This window comes from Desulfonauticus submarinus, from assembly GCF_900104045.1.
Taxonomy (GTDB): Bacteria; Desulfobacterota; Desulfovibrionia; order Desulfovibrionales; family Desulfonatronovibrionaceae; genus Desulfonauticus; species Desulfonauticus submarinus.
In genome coordinates this window covers 1-17,405 of sequence record NZ_FNIN01000010.1, presented here as the reverse complement: position 1 = coordinate 17,405, position 17,405 = coordinate 1, and the positions used below count along the sequence as shown (strand labels likewise).

14 protein-coding genes and 3 tRNA genes are annotated in these 17,405 nt (G+C 31.5%); 13 read left to right on the top strand and 4 right to left on the bottom strand.

The features are described 5' to 3' along the window. Positions 1-212: 212 nt before the first annotated feature. Entirely contained in the window at positions 213-1,517 is a 1,305-nt protein-coding gene (locus BLP60_RS08115; protein ID WP_092065856.1) for a M23 family metallopeptidase, read from the top strand. 79 nt (positions 1,518-1,596) lie between these two features. Here BLP60_RS08115 and BLP60_RS08110 read toward each other — a convergent pair whose 3' ends face one another. Continuing rightward, positions 1,597-4,476, bottom strand: a complete 2,880-nt coding sequence (locus tag BLP60_RS08110; protein WP_092065854.1) for an insulinase family protein — start codon at positions 4,474-4,476, stop codon at positions 1,597-1,599. Between the two features lie 219 nt (positions 4,477-4,695). Here BLP60_RS08110 and BLP60_RS08105 point away from each other — a divergent pair. Continuing rightward, positions 4,696-4,771 (top strand) — tRNA-Ala (locus BLP60_RS08105). Between the two features lie 115 nt (positions 4,772-4,886). After that, positions 4,887-4,973 (top strand) — tRNA-Leu (locus BLP60_RS08100). 36 nt (positions 4,974-5,009) lie between these two features. Here BLP60_RS08100 and BLP60_RS08095 read toward each other — a convergent pair. After that, a complete protein-coding gene (locus BLP60_RS08095; RefSeq protein WP_092065852.1) occupies positions 5,010-5,489 on the bottom strand; it encodes a MarR family winged helix-turn-helix transcriptional regulator in 480 nt (159 codons plus the stop codon). A 139-nt stretch (positions 5,490-5,628) separates the two neighbouring features. Continuing rightward, positions 5,629-5,704: transfer RNA gene (locus BLP60_RS08090), tRNA-His, on the bottom strand. 180 nt (positions 5,705-5,884) lie between these two features. Here BLP60_RS08090 and BLP60_RS08085 point away from each other — a divergent pair. The 5 genes from BLP60_RS08085 (at position 5,885) to BLP60_RS08065 (ending at position 11,542) form a co-directional block, all read left to right on the top strand. Next, positions 5,885-6,211 carry an Hpt domain-containing protein gene (locus BLP60_RS08085; RefSeq protein WP_092065850.1) on the top strand — a complete coding sequence of 109 codons (327 nt, stop codon included), beginning with the start codon at positions 5,885-5,887 and terminating at the stop codon, positions 6,209-6,211. A gap of 179 nt (positions 6,212-6,390) precedes the next feature. Beyond that, positions 6,391-9,105, top strand: a complete 2,715-nt coding sequence (locus tag BLP60_RS08080) for a hybrid sensor histidine kinase/response regulator (protein WP_159427714.1) — start codon at positions 6,391-6,393, stop codon at positions 9,103-9,105. Positions 9,106-9,258: 153 nt separating this feature from the next. Next, entirely contained in the window at positions 9,259-9,477 is a 219-nt protein-coding gene (infA, locus tag BLP60_RS08075; RefSeq protein ID WP_092065846.1) for a translation initiation factor IF-1, read from the top strand. After that, positions 9,478-10,332 (top strand): PHP domain-containing protein, encoded by an 855-nt coding sequence (locus BLP60_RS08070; RefSeq protein ID WP_092065844.1) that lies wholly within the window; start codon positions 9,478-9,480, stop codon positions 10,330-10,332. Between the two features lie 4 nt (positions 10,333-10,336). Beyond that, complete coding sequence (locus tag BLP60_RS08065; RefSeq protein ID WP_092065842.1) at positions 10,337-11,542, top strand: peptidase U32 family protein; 1,206 nt, start codon at positions 10,337-10,339, stop codon at positions 11,540-11,542. Positions 11,543-11,546: 4 nt separating this feature from the next. On the opposite strand, the gene BLP60_RS08060 is transcribed toward BLP60_RS08065, so the two are convergent. Continuing rightward, positions 11,547-12,563, bottom strand: coding sequence for a DUF294 nucleotidyltransferase-like domain-containing protein (locus BLP60_RS08060; RefSeq protein WP_092065840.1), 1,017 nt, complete (start codon positions 12,561-12,563; stop codon positions 11,547-11,549). A gap of 185 nt (positions 12,564-12,748) precedes the next feature. Between BLP60_RS08060 and BLP60_RS08055 the strand changes: the two genes are divergently transcribed. The 5 genes from BLP60_RS08055 to BLP60_RS08035 all read left to right on the top strand — a co-directional run. Further along, complete coding sequence (locus BLP60_RS08055; RefSeq protein WP_092065838.1) at positions 12,749-13,009, top strand: DUF485 domain-containing protein; 261 nt, start codon at positions 12,749-12,751, stop codon at positions 13,007-13,009. A gap of 2 nt (positions 13,010-13,011) precedes the next feature. After that, a complete protein-coding gene (locus tag BLP60_RS08050; protein WP_092065836.1) occupies positions 13,012-14,586 on the top strand; it encodes a sodium/solute symporter in 1,575 nt (524 codons plus the stop codon). 184 nt (positions 14,587-14,770) lie between these two features. After that, on the top strand, positions 14,771-15,436 hold the full coding sequence (locus tag BLP60_RS08045) for a CBS and ACT domain-containing protein (RefSeq protein WP_092065834.1): 666 nt from the start codon (positions 14,771-14,773) through the stop codon (positions 15,434-15,436). A gap of 44 nt (positions 15,437-15,480) precedes the next feature. After that, positions 15,481-16,254 (top strand): sugar phosphate isomerase/epimerase family protein, encoded by a 774-nt coding sequence (locus BLP60_RS08040; RefSeq protein ID WP_092065832.1) that lies wholly within the window; start codon positions 15,481-15,483, stop codon positions 16,252-16,254. Between the two features lie 311 nt (positions 16,255-16,565). Beyond that, positions 16,566-17,405 (top strand): hypothetical protein (locus BLP60_RS08035; RefSeq protein ID WP_200779124.1); only part of this gene is annotated, 840 nt, incomplete at its 3' end.

Here is a 17,405-nt window from a genome sequence, read left to right as displayed (position 1 = left end):
TTTTTTAATAAGTAGCAATAAAAATTTTTTAAACGAATAATTTTATTTTTTAAGTTTTATCTTTTGCTATCTTTTTGCAAAAAAATATTCATTAAAAAAGTTGCCAAAAGTTTTAGCCTAACATAAAGTCAATTAACTATTAAAGATTAACAAAGCTCAAATGGCCTTAGTAAATTGACCTTTTAATCCAAATTTTATTTTAAGGAGTTAAAATGTTTAATATTAAAAAAACTCTTTTTTTTATCATAGCTATATTCTTAATTTCTAGTGGAGCATTGTTTTACTTTACCTATTTTGAAGGAGAACCCCCCTCTATTGTTCTTCAACCGAGTATAAAATATATAAATCCAACAACCCAGTTTAATCTACAAGTCTCAGACAAAAAACAAGGTTTAAAATCTGTAAATATTTTTATAAAACAAAATAAAAACGAAATTCCTTTACTCCACAAAAAGTTCAATAAACTTAATTACTCGGAAATAAAATTTAAGCTACCTACAACAAAGTTACGTCCAGGGAAATTTATTCTATTTATAGAAGCCCAAGATTCCTCTTTGAAAAATTTTGGTCAGGGAAATATTGCTCTTATAAAAAAAGAATTTATTTATGATCCTGTTCCCCCACAATTATCTCTTCTTTCAAGAACACACTATCTAAACCAAGGCGGAAGTGGTCTTATAGTTTTTAAAGCAAATGAGCCAATAAAAAATGCAGGTGTAAAATTAAATAATTATTTCTTCCCAGCTTATTACAACAAAAAGCAAAATAGATATTATTGTCTTTTTGCCTGGCCTTACAACTTAAATAAAAATCACACCCCAGTTTTATTGGCAGAGGACATTGCAGGAAATATTGCAAAAGTAGAATTCTATTATCATTTAAATCCTAAAAAATTTCCCCATGATAAGATTAATATTTCTAACAATTTTTTAAGTAAAAAGATACCTTATTTTCAGCACTACTTCCCTGAAATAAAAGACAACTTGCAGCTATTTTTAAAAGTAAACCGAATCTTACGCCAAGCTAACCGAGAAGAACTAAAAAAAATTGGTTTAAACACTTCTACTTATGCTCTCTTTAAAGGTAAGTTTAAAAGATTGCCAAATGCAGCAAGAAAAGCTTCTTTTGGAGAAATAAGAGATTATTTTTATCAAGGGAAAAAAATTGATCGTCAAACTCATTTAGGGCTTGATTTAGCTTCTATTGCAAGAGCCAAGGTTCCTGCCTCTAATACGGGGAAAGTAGTATTTGCTGATGAAATGGGAATCTATGGAAAAGTAGTGATTTTGGATCATGGGCTTGGTCTTCAAACCTTGTATGCTCATCTAAGTGAAATCAAAGTAAATGTAGGCCAAATAGTAAAAAAAGGAAGTATTATCGGTCGTACAGGAGCCACGGGGCTTGCTGGAGGAGATCACCTCCACTTTGCAGTTTTAGTTTCTGGAATACCTGTAAACCCTGTGGAATGGTTGGATCTACATTGGCTAAAAAATAATATCTATGACCGTCTCCCTTAGCTAAGTTTACTCAGCTCTTGTACTTATAGACTATAAACTTAAAGCCCCCTTTTTTAAGGGGGCTAAAATTTAAACAAAACTAATTTAGTTTTATAATTTCTTCTATAAAAGAAGCTTCTTTTAATTTAAGCAAGGTATTTTCTCCTCCTAAAACTACAATTTTCTGATTTTTTAAAAAATCAAATTTTTGAGCAAAGGACTTAATATCTTTTAAAGAAGTATTAAAAATCTGATCTTTTATCTTCTGGCGCCTTTTTATATCCAATCCTTTGAGTTCCCAGAGCATAGATTCAAAGCCTTTAGCGTCAGGTAGTTTATGTTTTTCCAGTTCTCCTATGGTAGCAATGATAAGCTTTTCTAATTCACTATTAGTTAAAACAAGAGATTTTAATTCCTGAGAAACATTATCAAATATATTTAAAGTAGCAATATGGTTTGGATCCCTATATGAACAAAAATATACCTCACCCTGAAAAATATCCATAACACAAAAAGCTCCATATGCTCCGCCAATAACCCTTACCTTTTCCCATAAATAACCTGTACGCAACAATCTAGAGATAACCAAAGAACTCCCTAAAAATTCTGTGTCAAGTTTATATCCTTTTCCTACATAATTTACTTGAGCTGAAACTTGAAGTCCTTGATTATTCTCCAATAAACTAAAATTAGGCCATTTAGTTATATTCCCTACATTTAAATCTTTGGTTATTTGTTTAACTATATCAAAAGCACGCGCTTCATATTGTGTTTCTACAGTTAAATTTACAGCTAATCTATTAGTACAAATAACTTTTTGAGCTATTTTTTTTAAATCTTCTAAGATTTTTTCAGGACAATTTTTCAACTCTGTTAAAATATGTTTTATTCCAAAATAATGTTCTATCCCATTTAAGTATTCTTCAATCACACCACTCAAATTAAAACAACTTTTAAGACGTCTTAAAACAAAACTATGCCCTGAAGGAATAAAGCTTTGCTCAAAACCAGATTTTTGTTCACGCAAAATTTCTTCTAATCTTTTAGATGAGCCAAAATCATATTCAGTTAAAATCTCTGTTAAAATGTCTCTTAATTTATCTAAATTTGATTCTAAGACCTTTGTCCGCAGCCAAAAATATGCTAAAGGTTTACCATTAATGTGTTTATCCACTAACACTAGCGGATAAATACCTCCTGTATAACGAGAAATATCTGTATTTAAATCCACATAATCTCTCTTTTTAGTTCCCATTTCTAACAATAACTTACCTAGCATACCTGCTAATATAAGCTCTCGATCTCTAAGACCTTGTAAATTAAATCCTAAATCTAGATAAACAATTTTTCCTGTATTTAAATGATGAGTAAAACAAGATGTGCAATTTAACTGTTTTAAAACACAAGGAATCTTTTCTACATTTGAATCCAAATCCTTAAGTTTAAGAGTAGGGATTTTAGCCAAATCTTGAGGATCATCTTGTCTTTGTTGAAACGACTGCAATGCCTTAGTAAGATTTACAATTTCTAAAATTTTCTCCTTTGTAAAATTATTTTTTAACTTTCTTAACTCCTCTTTTTCCTCTAAATTCTGTTGTTCAAAAAGACCTAATTTTGGGATTAAAATCACTTTAGTAGTATGGCTATTTTGGAAAAAAAGTGCATTTATTAATTTCTCAAAATAATCTTCTTTTAGTTTTTTACGAATATTTTGAAATATTTTATCATACTCAAATAAAGCCAAAGGATCTTTATCATAAAGCCAAAAAGTAAGGCTTTTTAACATAATAGAAAGACCTTGAGGATAAGCTCCTGTATTGTTTTCCCTGAATTTAAACTCCACAGAATTTAATGCTGCTTCCAAAAGATTTTTATCTATCGAATAGCTTAAATCTTTTAAAGTTGATAAAATAATCTCTTCTGCTTTAGAAATATCTTCTTCTTTAATACCTTTTAAACCAATAGAAAAATAGGCTTGTCGCAGTTCACTCTCAAGACCAACCCCTGCCAAATCTTCTCCTAAACCTGACTCAATCAATTTTTTTCTAAGAGGCGACCCTGGTAGACCTATTAGAAATTCCTCTAAAACAAAAAGAGCAATCTTTTCTTCTGGACTAAAATCATTTGCAAACAACCAGTTTAAAGTAAACATGCTCTTATCATCAGAAGATGATGCGCTATAAAATTGTTTTATAACTTTAAAGTTCAAATTTAAATTAGGCTGTAAAGGAATATTAGAATTAATTTTTAACGAACTAAATTTATCAAGATATTTGGCTATACATTGTAATCTCTTTTCTTCTGGATCATTTCCATAAAAATAAATCCAACTATTAGCAGGATGATAGTAATTCTTATGAAAAGACAAAAATTCTTCATAGGTTAATTTTACAATTTCCTTTGGATGTCCGCCTGAATCAAAGCCATATACATGATTCGGAAATAAACTTTGCTGAGATAATTCAAATAAAACACTGTCAGGAGAAGAATAAGCACCCTTCATTTCATTATACACAACACCTTTTATAGAAAGTTCTCCTTCAGGATTTTCTAATTCATAATGCCAGCCTTCTTGATAAAAAGTATAAGGATGCAAAAGAGGGTAAAAGACTGCATCTAAATATACATCAATAAGATTATAAAAATCCTTTTCATTAGTACTAGCAACAGGATAACAAGTCTTGTCAGGATAAGTCATTGCATTTAAAAAAGTTTGTAAAGAACTTTTTAAAAGTTCAACAAAAGGCTCTTTTAATGGATATTTCTTTGAACCACACAATACTGAATGCTCTAATATATGAGCAACACCTGTACTATTTTGTGGTGGAGTGCGAAAAGTAATCCCAAACACTTTATTTTTATCTTCTGTATGTAAAGATAAAACCCTAGCTCCTGTTTTTTGATGCCTATACAAATTAGCCATAACTCCAATATCATCTAGTTTTTTTTGCCCAACCAATTGAAATCCACATTTATTCATTTTAATATCTCCTTAATGTCGCTATTATTAAAAAATTTTATCCTGCTCTTTTTACAAGAGCAACCTTTATTTGCCTTGGTTTTAAAAATTTACTATTTATTTTTAATTGTAAAAAACGCCTTAAACAAAAAAATTAAAAAATAAACAAAGTCTTTCTAAAAACCAAATAAAATATTGACAGCTCTAACACATTTGCCTATTAGATATTGCTACTTCTGTGGGGCTGTAGCTCAGTTGGGAGAGCACTTGAATGGCATTCAAGGGGTCAGGGGTTCAAGTCCCCTCAGCTCCACCAAGCAAATAAACGGGATTGCGTAAAGCAATCCCGTTTTTAGTTTAAATATACTTCTTTTAATTTGTTTTTTACTTGACTTTTTAAAGTCAAAAAGATTATGAAGTTTCTTCCACCTGCCGGGGTGGTGAAATTGGTAGACGCGCTGGACTCAAAATCCAGTGGGCTTTTGCCCGTGCGAGTTCGAGTCTCGCCCCCGGCACCAATAGAAAATAAAAAAAGCCGCTTAAAGCGGCTTTTTTTATTTTCTATTTTTCTCTACCTCTTTTCTACTCTCTTCCATTGCCCTTTGCAGCAAGTCTAATGAAGACAAAACTACAATTCGCTCTTCTGGTTTAAGCTTTTTCAACACTTTACAATGCAACATATTTCTAAAATTTTCTATTTCCCTTATTTTGCTTTTTCCTTTTGATGTAAGAGAACAAATTTTATTCCGTGAATCTTTAGGATTGGGCTTAGTTTTAACCAAACCTTTATCTTCCAAAAGTTGAATCAACCTAGTTACTCTACTTTTGGTTACATCTAATTTTTTAGCAATATTTTTTAAAGATGGACTAGAACTTTTACTTAAAACCAACAAACACTTTGCTTCGGCAAAAGGCAAAGAAAACTTATTGACCTCATAGTCCTGACGCTTTTGGCAACAATTAGAAATAGCCTCTAATAAGGCTTTAAGTTGCTTAGCTTGAGAAGCTAACACCCTATCTTTACAAGAATCCATATCTCCTCTCAACTATTTTTGCTCCAAAAGTCAACCTTTTTTTAAAATAGAACCTAGCTATCTTAAGATTAAAATTACAAAAAAATATTTTCTAAACAAAAAAAAGGATGTGGTCAGACCACATCCTTTTTTATTCTTTTGGGGTGAGTGACAGGACTTGAACCTGCGACCACCTGGGCCACAACCAGGGGCTCTACCACCTGAGCTACACTCACCATGCCTTAAAGAAGTATTTCTTTTAAAAAAGCTCTGTTTAGAGGTCAAGAAAAATCTTAAAAATTTATTTTGCCCAAAATTTAGGCTTTCTAAGTTTCCCCTTTATTTCTATCTATTACTTGATTTTTTTTTATTTTAGCAATATCAATTCAACAAATATAATTTTAAAGGAGTAAAACATGAACTTACAAGAAATTAGAGAAAAAATTTTAGCAGAATTAAAAATCAGTAAAGACAAGGTCGATAATTTTTTACAGTTATATAAAGAAAATACAGAAAAAGAATTAAAAAAAATAAGACAAAAATTAAAAGAGCAAAATTTACCTCAAGTAAAAGAGCTTATCCATAAATTAAAAGGAACAAGCCTTAACCTTAGAATAGAAGATTTAGGAAATATGTTCGCAGACTTACATAAAAAATTTGACAATCTAAATTTAGAAGAAATAGATAATAAGCTTCTTGAAATAGAAAAAAAATTCAAATCAATATTTCAAAGCAAAAACTAATTATATTGAAAATCCAATAAATGATAAGCAACACTTTTTTAGATACTTTCTTAAATAATTTAACACAAATAAATACAATAAGAGAGTTTTCAAAATATTCTTTGAACTGCCTTATAAATATATTTCACGCTAATTGTGCATCTTTTTTTCTTCTATCCACGGACAAAAAAAATCTCTTAATGGATTACTATATCGGATTCAAAAATCCTCCCCCCAAAATTGTAAAATGTCTTCCTGTAGATGGGAGTCTTAGTGGAAGGGCTCTACGATCACAAAAAATTCAAAAAGCTTACATCAGAGAATTACAAGACTTATATATCCCAACAATAAAATACCTCTCGCTAGAAAATATAACTTATATAATTTCTATTCCTTTAGTATATTACTATCCGTTAGGAGTCATAAATCTATTCTATAAAAACACAGATATAGCTCAACATATAAATCTAACTTTGCTTGAGAATATCTCAAAAATTGTTAGCCTCAACTTTGGACATTTACAAGAACATAGCATTATAAAAAAACAAGTAAAGGAAAAAGTAGAGCTAATAGAAGAGTTAAAGCAAAAAAACTTTACCCTCCATTCTATATTAGATTTATGTAAGATATATAGCGCGAGATTATATTTAAATACAAATAAAATATTTTTTGACGTTTCATGGCAAAAAAAATTTTCTTTAAATAGTTCACACATTCATTTTAAAAACTTTTTAAATCTTATTCGTCCTCTCCATTACAAAGAAGTAAAACATAATATTGACATCTTTTTATGTAGCCCTGCAAAAAGTAAAGAATTATCTTACCAAGTTCACGTCAACAAAGAATGGAGGTGGGTAAAAGAAATATGGTTGAAAGAGGAAAAAAATACTATTCTAATTTTAAGACAGGATATAACTGAACAAAAATTTAAAGAAACCTTAGCAGATATTTTATATAAAGTTTCTCTTTCTCTCCACCAAAGCAAAACTCTTGAAGAATTCTATGAGCTTATCCATAAAGTTATAGATGAGCATATCATAGCCCCAAACTTTTTTATTGGGATTATTGATAAAAAAAGAGATTCCCTGACCTTTCCTTATTTTAAAGATGAATTTGATCCAGTATTTGATGAGATAAAAAATATTAGTCATCCTAGGATAAAATCTTTGTCTGTACATATTATTAAAAAAAAGCGTCCTTTGTTCTTAAGAGAAATTGCCAAACTAAGATTAAAGAGCAAAAACAAGCTTTCTATAATAGGCACTCCCTCTAAAGTATGGATGGGTTTTCCTTTAATGGTTGAGGACAAAATTTTAGGTGTTCTTGCTGTTCAGGATTACCATGATGCTTATCATTTTACTGTTAGAGAATTTAAACTTTTAAAAGCAATATCCCACCATATTGCCTTAGCAATTGAAAGAAAACAGACCTTTGAAGCTCTTAGAATTAGTAAACGACGCCTTTCTACTGCTATCTTTGGAGGACAAATAGGTCTTTGGGAAAGAGATCTTCATACCAATAAGCTTACCATAAATAACCATTACGCCAAAATGCTGGGTTACACCAAAAAAGAACTTGAAAGCCTTACCGACGCTTTTTTTAGTATTTTACATCCTGAAGATAGGGATAGAGTGATAAAAAACGATCAACAACATCTTGAAGGAAAACGTCCTTGCACAGAAACAGAAGTCCGTCTACGCACTAAAGAGGGAAAATGGAAGTGGATACTAACAAGAGGTCTTGTAATAGAAAGAGATCAAGAAGGCAATGCTGTTAAATTAGCAGGGACACACGTCGATATATCTCAATTAAAAAAAGCAGAAGAATCAAAAAACGATTTACAAAAAAGAGTTTTTGAAAAACAAAAGCTAGAATCCATTGCAACTTTTACTACAGGTATAGCACATAATTTCAACAACCTCCTCCAAATTATAACTAGCTCTTTAAGAACATTTAGTTCTAATTCAAATCATCAAAAACAACAAATAAAAACTATTTTAGATACATGCTTAAGAGGACAAGCACTAGTAAAACAGCTTCTATCTTTTGCCCAAGAAGAAAAACATGAATTCGAAATTTTTAATCTTACTACATTACTAAAAGATACTATAAATATGTTTGAACAAATAATTCCCCAAACAATAGAATTAGAGTCAACTCTAGAACAAGATGTTTATATCTTAGGAGATCCAGGACTTCTTGAACATGCAGTGCTAAATCTTTTAAAGAACAGTCAAGATGCGTTGGGTAATAAAGGTAAAATCACAATATCCCTTTTTACTAAAGAAGATCTAATTTACTTAGAGATAATAGATAATGGTCCTGGAATCCCAGAAGAACTTCAAGATAAAATTTTTGATCCTTTTTTTACTACTAAAGAAATCGGCAAAGGCTCTGGTCTAGGCTTAGCCTCTGTTTATGGAATAGTTAAACAACATACAGGACAAATAAAAATCAAATCTAAGCTAAATGAAGGCACATCTGTTATCTTAACTTTTCCTCTACAAGCCAAGCCAAATAGTCAAGGTTGTATCTCCCAAAAAAGCATGCCCAAAAACAAAAATATAAAAAGCATTTTAGTGGTAGACGATGAATCAATTATTTTAGAAAGCATGGCTACATTTTTAAAAGAAGCAGGATATATAATATTCACAGCTAAAGATGGAGAAGAAGCGCTCATCCAAGCACAAAAAAAACAACCTGATTTAATTATCTTAGATCTAGGTCTACCTAAGATGAGTGGAGAGGAAGTTTTAGAAAAATTACGTACTCAAAAAATAAAAAGTAAAATCATTGTAACCAGTGGTTATTTAAACCATCAAATTGCCAAAAATCCAAAATTATTTGGGGCAGAAATGTTTTTAGGTAAGCCATATAGCTTAGACAAATTATTGCTTACAATTTGTCAGTTATAATTTGAAGGAATATAACTAAGTCTATCTTTTCTAAATTTACAAAAACCAACAAATATAATCTAAACAACTCCACATTCCTCTGTTTTACTTTCTTGACACTATCTTAAACCTTACCTAACATCTCATAATTAAACCCTAAAAGAGGAGGTTTTTATGGCCAAAGAAGAAGCCATTGAAGTAGAAGGCATAGTAGAAGAAGCCCTACCTAATGCAATGTTTAGAGTAAAATTGGATAATGGACATGTGGTATTAAGCCATATTTCAGGCAAAATGAGAAAATATTACATCCGCATTCTCCCAGGAGATAGGGTAAAAGTAGAATTATCTCCTTATGATTTAACTAGAGGAAGAATTACTTACAGGTTTAAATAAATGCCAGAAATAGATTTACACACTCACTCTACTGCCTCAGATGGCACCTTATCCCCTACAGAACTCATAAAATTAGCCAAAACTATTGGTTTAAAAGCCATTGCCCTAACTGACCATGACACCACCAAGGGACTGTCAGAAGCACTTAAAGCTGGCAAAAAATATGGAATAGAAGTAATTTGTGGGTGTGAGCTAAGTGTCCAATTTAAAGGCATCACTCATATTTTAGGACTATGGATAGATCCAAAAGCTCCTATTTTAAATTCTGCCTTAGAATTTTTAAGAAACAAAAGACAAGAAAGAAACCAAAAAATCATAGAACGATTAAATAAAATAGGGATAAAAATCAATTACGCTGAGGTTAAAGCCAAAGCAAAGGGAACTATTGGTCGGCCTCATATTGCTCAAGTATTAGTGGAAAAAAAGATAGCAGGTTCTATACAAGAAGCATTTAACAATTTCTTAGGCCCTAAAGGAAAAGCTTTTGTGCCAAAAGAAAAATTTAGTCCTCAAAAAGCCATTTCTATTTTAAAAGAAGAGCAAGCAACAATTATTTTAGCCCATCCATTTTCTCTTGGTCTAGCAGAAAAAGAAGTAACAGAAGCAATAAGCTATTTAAAAAGCATTGGATTAGAAGGCATAGAAGTCTATTACTCTGAACATTCGCCAGAACAAATAGCATTTTACCGAAATTTAGCCCATAAATTAGGCTTGCTTATAAGTGGAGGCTCTGATTTTCATGGAGCAAACAAACCTCATATTAAATTGGGAATAGGCAGAGGGAACTTAGATATACCTTACTCTCTCTTAGAAAAGCTAAAAAACTATCGCCAACGCCTTGGACTAGAAGTCTAAATTTATGAAAAAGTTTCCAGAACTACTTTGTCCTGCAGGAGACAAAGAAAAATTTTTTACAGCTATTACTTATGGAGCAGATGCAGTTTACCTTGGAGGCAGTGAACTGAGTTTGAGGGCAAAAACCAAAGGGTTTAGTCTTCAAGAACTTCCTAAAATTATAAAATTTGCTCATCAACACAAAACAAAAGTATATTTTTGTCTCAACATTCTTGCCCAAGAAAAACACTTATCTCAAATACAAAGATATTTAGAAGCTTTAGCCCAAGTTAAGCCAGATGCCCTTATTATTGCAGACCCAGGAGTTATTAGTTTAGCCCAAAAGTACGCAACTAACATACCTATCCATCTGAGCACACAGGCCAATACATCTAACAGTTTAAGTGCTCTATTTTGGCAAAAGCAAGGTATTAAAAGAATAAACTTGGCAAGAGAACTTAATTTTAAACAAATTAAAGAAATTCAAAACAAAATAAAAAACTCTTTAGAAATAGAAGTCTTTGTTCATGGAGCTATGTGTATGGCTATCTCTGGGCGTTGTTTCTTAAGCTCTTATTTAAATCAACGCTCTGCCAACTTAGGACTTTGTACACATCCTTGTAGATTTGAATACCAATATTTTCTAAAAGAACAAACTCGGAAAGAAAATATTTTTGAAGTATTTGAAACAAACGAATATAGTAAAATTTTAGCAAGTGAAGACTTATGTCTTCTTAAATACCTAGCGTGGTTTGTAAAAAATAATATTGCATCCTTAAAAATAGAAGGAAGAAATAAAACAATCTCTTATCTAGCCATTGTGGTAAATGTCTATAGAACAGCACTTGACAACCTTTTAGCTCATAAATTTGACTACAATTTTTATCTAAAGGAACTTCAAAATACTTTTACTCGTCCAGTGGGAACTGGATTTTTTCTAGGAAAACCTAAAATCCTTTATACTCCTTATTCCAAACCTAAAAAAACACTAGCCTGGATAGAACAACAAAAAAGTTTTGATAAATGGAAAATAAAGGTTAAACACCGTTGGGAAACAAATAAAAAAATAAAAATAAAACTTCCAGGGCTACAAAATATATACCTACCCTCAACAGAATATATGTTGGAAAATAAAGTTGGCGAAAAAGTAAAAATTGCTCATCCTGGGCTTGACTATTATCTTCGTCTAAACCTACCTCAGGTAAAGCCTTATCTAATAATACAAGAGTAACTTTTTATAATCCATAGCTTGTACTTGTTAAAACCAAGTCTAAAAATTTTTGAAGAACAGAGAATCTTTTTTTTAAAAGTTTTTTTTCTTCTTTTGGTAAAAGATAGGGATTTAGATAATTAACTAAACCTTGGTCAGTTTCAAAATAGCTATTTTTTAAACGAACAAGCTGCATCCATTTCCATAATGCTATCAAATGGTTGCCCATATCTTCAGTTATATGTCCCTGATTAATTAACCACTCTATCCTTTTTAAGGTATTTGTTTCTAAAAAACTATATTTTAAGGACAATAATCTTGCAGCATTAACAATATGGGCTAATACACTCTTTTTAACATTTATCCCTGAAAAATTATTTTTCTTTTCTAAAATAAATCCCCCCCAAAAACTTAAAGGAACTCTATATTGCAAAATTTCTTCTACCAACATTCTAAAAATTACTGGATGTTTCTTTACAGTATCCAAAACTTCTAGCCTCAGCTCCTGAGCTTTATTCTTTTTCCCCCATAATGGTTTAAAATCTAAAATTAATCCAGATTGCCAGGATCCTCTTTCCTTGGGATTTTCTAACCAAAAAATAATTTTTTCTCTCCATTCTTGCCAGGTACCTCTCCACTTGGCTTCAGAAAGCATCACCTTACCAGGACAAAGATATATCCCAGCTCCATCTAAGGTCATCACTATTCTTTGAGTTACTTCATCTAATTCATGAACATCTATCCTCAGGTGATCTGCTAGCAAAAGTCCATTATCTTGATCAGAACTTAAAACTTGTTCTCCTCTAGCACCTGACCCAAACTCTAAAAAAGTGCATGTTGAAAGCCAGGAATTACTATTTGCAAAATAAGAACATACACATTGAATCAATTGTTCATTAAACTGGGAAATACGACAACTAATCTTATCAGCATCTTCTCCTTCATCTAACATTTTTTTTACCACAGCCAAACGTATTTCGCGGATTTCTTTTAACTTTCCTTGCTTAATTAAATCTTGAAAAAAATTTTTCTTCAAATTCATTTTGAACTCACAGTCAAACGGACAAAATTTAGTCTTAAGTGGAACATATCATACCTAAATGGTCAACCTATGTTTTTTCTTCCACTTACCGAAAGCAAATAGACAATATATTGTTTTCTTCTATATTAAGTTGTCATGAGGAAGGGTTAACTTATTTTATAAAACTTATTTAAGGAGGAAAAAAAATGAACGCCACAGAAAAAATTAGGAAAAAACAACTCCGCTTTGCATTAAAATTTGGAGTCCCTTATATTTTGTTTATTATTTTAATGTATCTTGTAGTATATCTTGGGAAAGATTGGATAGTAAAACAAAAAATATTTTCTTTGCCTTTGCATTACTTTTTAGTTGCAGTTCTTATATATCCTATAACTTGGATAATATTTGGATACTATGTAAGAAAAGCCAATCAAATGGAAGATGAAATTAAAAAAATTGGAGGATAATTATGGAAATGGGATATCAAGTTCCTATAACTGCTCTTTTTTTAATAGGAATTATGCTTACTTTTACAGTAATAACTACCTGGATATTTAGAATCCAAAAAACATCTGCAGATTATTACCTCGCGGGACGAAAAGTAAATAGCTTTATTAATGCATCTGCAATATCTAGTGATTATTTAAGTGCTGCTTCCTTTTTAGGTGTAGCTGGTATCGCCTTTTTAAAAGGATTCGATGGTATTATTTTTGCCTTTGGCTTCTTTGTAGGTTATATTGCTCTTCTTTTATTCTTAGCTTCACCTTTAAGAAAATTTGGTAAATATACAGTTCCTGATTTTGTATCAGAGCGCTTTCATTCTAAAACAGCTAGAGTACTTGGTGTCATTGGAGTTCTTTTTATCTCCTTATTCTATATGGCTCCTCAAATGTTAGGAGCAGGAAAGGTAATGGGTTTATTATTAAATATGGAATATAAAACAGCTATCATTGTGATAGCCTTAATAATAACTACCTATGTTTCTGTTGGGGGAATGAAAGGAACAACTATTAATCAGTTAGTACAATTCTGGATATTATTTGGAGCTATGTTTTTATTGGCTTTTATTCCCTTTGTTTTAAAAGGTTATACTTATACAGATGTGATAAATTTCCTCCATTCCTTAAACACTACAGAACCTATAACAGGAAAGGCATTTGTTGGGTCGTCTTATACTGCTCCTGGTTATTGGTTAACCAACTTAAAAGATACTTTTTCTCTACTTTTAGCTCTTATGTTCGGAACTGCTGGCTTACCTCATATTTTGGTAAGATTCTATACTGCACCTGATGGCAAAGCAGCGAGAAGAACGGTTATCTATGTTCTCATCCTTATTGGGACTTTTTATATCTTATCCCCGTATGTAGGACATGTAATTAGATACATTTTTATGCAATCTGAAAAATTAGGCTTACCTTCTCATTTGACTATGTGGTTAGCCAAAAATGGTAAAAACTTAGCTGTTCCTGTTGCAGGCTCTTATTTTGGAGGGCAAATATTATTAGGAATCGTAGTAGCAGGAGCTTTTGCCGCTATTCTTTCTACTGTAGCAGGACTTATAATTGCTTGCGCAGGAGCTATTGGACACGACTTAGTAGTAAATATATTTAACCCTAACATGCCTGAAAGAAGCAGGGTAAAAATTGCTCGTATTTCCTCAATAATAGTAGGATTATTGGGCATACCTTTGGGTTTTGCTGCAGAAAATTTGCAAATAGCTGTACTGGTAGGACTTGCCTTTGCTATTGCTGCCTCTACTTTTTTCCCTGTTTTAGTAATGGGAATTTGGTGGCCTAAAATGACCAAAAATGGAGCTATTGCAGGATTACTTACAGGCATATTAGGTTCATTTATAATGATTCTTGGCAAAAACTATCTTCCGATAGCTCTTCAATTCAAAAACCCTGGGGGCTTTGTAATGATTTTTACTTTTGCTGCTATCATTATCTTTTCAAAACTAGAATATGCCCAAAAAGGCGACGCTGCAATACCCCATGATGTTGATAAAGTGATGACAGTCTTACACGGTGCAGAGCATAACTAATTTTTTCCCAAAAGTGTCTGAAATGATGTTTCATTGCTATCAATAATCATTTCAGACACTTTTTTTATTTAGTAAAAAGCATTTTTCCAAACATACTCAAATAAAGGATTGCCATAGAGCTAGATAATGTTTAAAGTTTTCACTAATTATTTTAAGTTTAGAAGAAATTTTAAGGAGGATTGCAATGTTAATTAAAGACTGGATGACTAAAGATGTAATTACAGTTACTCCCGACACATCTATGCTCAAGGCGTCAAAAATATTAAAAGAAAAGGACATTAGAAGGTTACCTGTAGTAGATGATTCTGGGAAACTTATAGGAATTATCACAGATAGAGATATAAAAGAGGCTTCTCCTTCCAAAGCCACAACCCTAGATGTCCACGAACTATATTATTTACTCTCAGAAATCAAAGTTAAAGACATTATGACTCCTAATCCCACCACTATTAATGTAAACGACACTGTAGAAAAAGCGGCTATTACTATGTTAAAGAAAAAAATAGAAGGAATGCCTGTTGTGGATGAAAATGAACAAGTAGTGGGGATCATCACAGATACTGATATTTTTAAAGTCTTAATTGATATTACAGGTGTATATCTTGGCGGAATTCAAATGGGATTTACTCTTGCAAACAAACCAGGCACGCTCAAAGAAGTTTTAGACGTTCTCAAGCAACATAATGCAAGGATTATTAGTACCTTAAGTTCTTATGAAAAGCCAGAACAAGGCAAGAGACAGGTTTATATTAGAATCCACAACATGGATAAAGCTGAAGAAAATCAGCTTAAACAAAATTTAGAGTCCAAGTTTGGTCTACTTTACTGGATAAGAGATCATTTAGCTTAAAGCTTAAAATGAGGTCGGGATAACCCGGCCTCTCATAAAATTTTATGCACTTTACTCCTATTCTCTCCACAGGTTGTCTTTTTCATTTACCCTTAGAAGAAATATTTTTCTTAGCAAAAGAATCTGGATTTTTAGGCATAGAGCTAATTTTAAATGAGCCTAAATTAATAAATCAATTAGATTTATTAATATCTCTAGACAAAATATTACCCATTTTGAGTTTACATGCTCCTTTTAGGAATCACAGTCTATGGGGTGGACATTTAAAAGCATGGGAAAAAACTATTGATATCGCTGCTAAACTTACACAAGTAAAAAATATTACCTTTCACCCTCCTATTTTCCGACTAGGGCAAATGGGACATTTCTGGTGGTTTACCAAAAGTAAAAATCTCCCAAAAGACCTAAACAGCCATGTTCCTCTCTCTTTAGAAAACATGCCTTGTCCAGAATATAATCTTATTACTAAGAAAATACTTATTACCTACATAAAACAATGTCAGGACAAAAACATAAAATTTACTTTAGATGTCTGTCATTTGGGAATAAGCGGAGGGAATATTCTTAAAGTTTTTGATGTAATTGAGTGGGACATAGTAAATAACATTCACTTTTCTGATATTAAAGGTTTTAGAGAACATCTATTCCCAGGAGAAGGAGAACTCCCTTTAAAAGAATTTAGTGATAACTTAAAAAAATCTTCATTCAAAGGATTATTTACGTTAGAGGTAGGACCAACAAGTCTGCCTCAAACAAGAAAAGACATTGTCACAAAATTAAAACTCTTTTTAAACACCTTCCTTTATTCTTCATCATAATATTTTTTTGTCTAAAACGCCTTATTTCATTTTTATACTGCAAATTTTTACCTCCAAATCAATTTCAATAATGAAAAAAATCTATTTTAAATATTTTAACATCCATTGACAAATAAAAATTAAACATTTATAGGCAAAACAATTTTTTAAAGAAAACAATACATCGCCTATACATAATATGTTGTTTTCTTTAAAAAATTTAAAAAACTTAAAAATATTTTTGTAAGGTTCTTATCTTAAGAAAATTACAAAAATATAAATACATCTCATCTTGCCAAAAAGTTTGGGCAAAAATTGTATAGGAGGACAAAGTGAAAAAATACTTTTTTCTATTTATGTTTCTAACAATTTTTTTCAGTTTTCTTATTAACTTTGCCTATGCTGCAGATTATATTTTACAATCTGGCCAAACCTCTGACCAAACCAATGCCAAGGATATAACAGGAGCACCTAATTTTTTAAATGACAACGATTCTTTTACTATTGAATCTGGAGCAAGTATTGGTTTGGATACAGGCATTTATGATATGGCTATCGCAGGAAACAACACTAACACTATAACCATTCGGACTGGTGGAAATGTTATCTTCTCATATAATATGCTTGGCGCTGCAACCCTATATGGCATTTATGTACAGAACAATAATACAATCAATAATGCTGGAAATATTTCTTCTATTAGTAATAGCGCCGCTTCTACAGAGATCTATGGTATTCATGCTTCTGATTATAACACCATTATCAACTCTGGGGATATTAGTATTATGACTGATACTAATATTGGCAATGGAGAAGTTTATGGCATTTATGCAAATAACTACAACACCATCTCTAATTCGGACTCTATTTCTGTTATAGCCAATAGTAATGACAATGGATACGCTTATGGCATTTATGCAAATGACTCCAACAACATCTCTAACTCTGGTTCTATTGATGCTAATGCCAATAATAATCATAACGAGGGAAGGGCCTATGGCATTTCTGCCAATGCATCCAACATCATCACCAATTCGGGTTCTATCAATGCTACTGCTAATGATAATGATGATGGAGAAGCTTATGGCATTTATGCCTATGACTACAACAACATCTCTAACTCAGGCACCATTTATGTCATAGCTAACAATAATAATGATGGAACTGAAGCT

Coding starts and splice junctions, on each gene's coding strand:
- BLP60_RS08040 (WP_092065832.1), top strand. CDS start 15,481: ATGCACTTTACTCCTATTCTCTCCACAGGTTGTCTTTTTCATTTACCC.
- BLP60_RS08085 (WP_092065850.1), top strand. CDS start 5,885: ATGAACTTACAAGAAATTAGAGAAAAAATTTTAGCAGAATTAAAAATC.
- infA (WP_092065846.1), top strand. CDS start 9,259: ATGGCCAAAGAAGAAGCCATTGAAGTAGAAGGCATAGTAGAAGAAGCC.
- BLP60_RS08080 (WP_159427714.1), top strand. CDS start 6,391: ATGGATTACTATATCGGATTCAAAAATCCTCCCCCCAAAATTGTAAAA.
- BLP60_RS08045 (WP_092065834.1), top strand. CDS start 14,771: ATGTTAATTAAAGACTGGATGACTAAAGATGTAATTACAGTTACTCCC.
- BLP60_RS08060 (WP_092065840.1), bottom strand. CDS start 12,563: ATGAATTTGAAGAAAAATTTTTTTCAAGATTTAATTAAGCAAGGAAAG.
- BLP60_RS08070 (WP_092065844.1), top strand. CDS start 9,478: ATGCCAGAAATAGATTTACACACTCACTCTACTGCCTCAGATGGCACC.
- BLP60_RS08115 (WP_092065856.1), top strand. CDS start 213: ATGTTTAATATTAAAAAAACTCTTTTTTTTATCATAGCTATATTCTTA.
- BLP60_RS08065 (WP_092065842.1), top strand. CDS start 10,337: ATGAAAAAGTTTCCAGAACTACTTTGTCCTGCAGGAGACAAAGAAAAA.
- BLP60_RS08055 (WP_092065838.1), top strand. CDS start 12,749: ATGAACGCCACAGAAAAAATTAGGAAAAAACAACTCCGCTTTGCATTA.
- BLP60_RS08095 (WP_092065852.1), bottom strand. CDS start 5,489: ATGGATTCTTGTAAAGATAGGGTGTTAGCTTCTCAAGCTAAGCAACTT.
- BLP60_RS08110 (WP_092065854.1), bottom strand. CDS start 4,476: ATGAATAAATGTGGATTTCAATTGGTTGGGCAAAAAAAACTAGATGAT.
- BLP60_RS08050 (WP_092065836.1), top strand. CDS start 13,012: ATGGAAATGGGATATCAAGTTCCTATAACTGCTCTTTTTTTAATAGGA.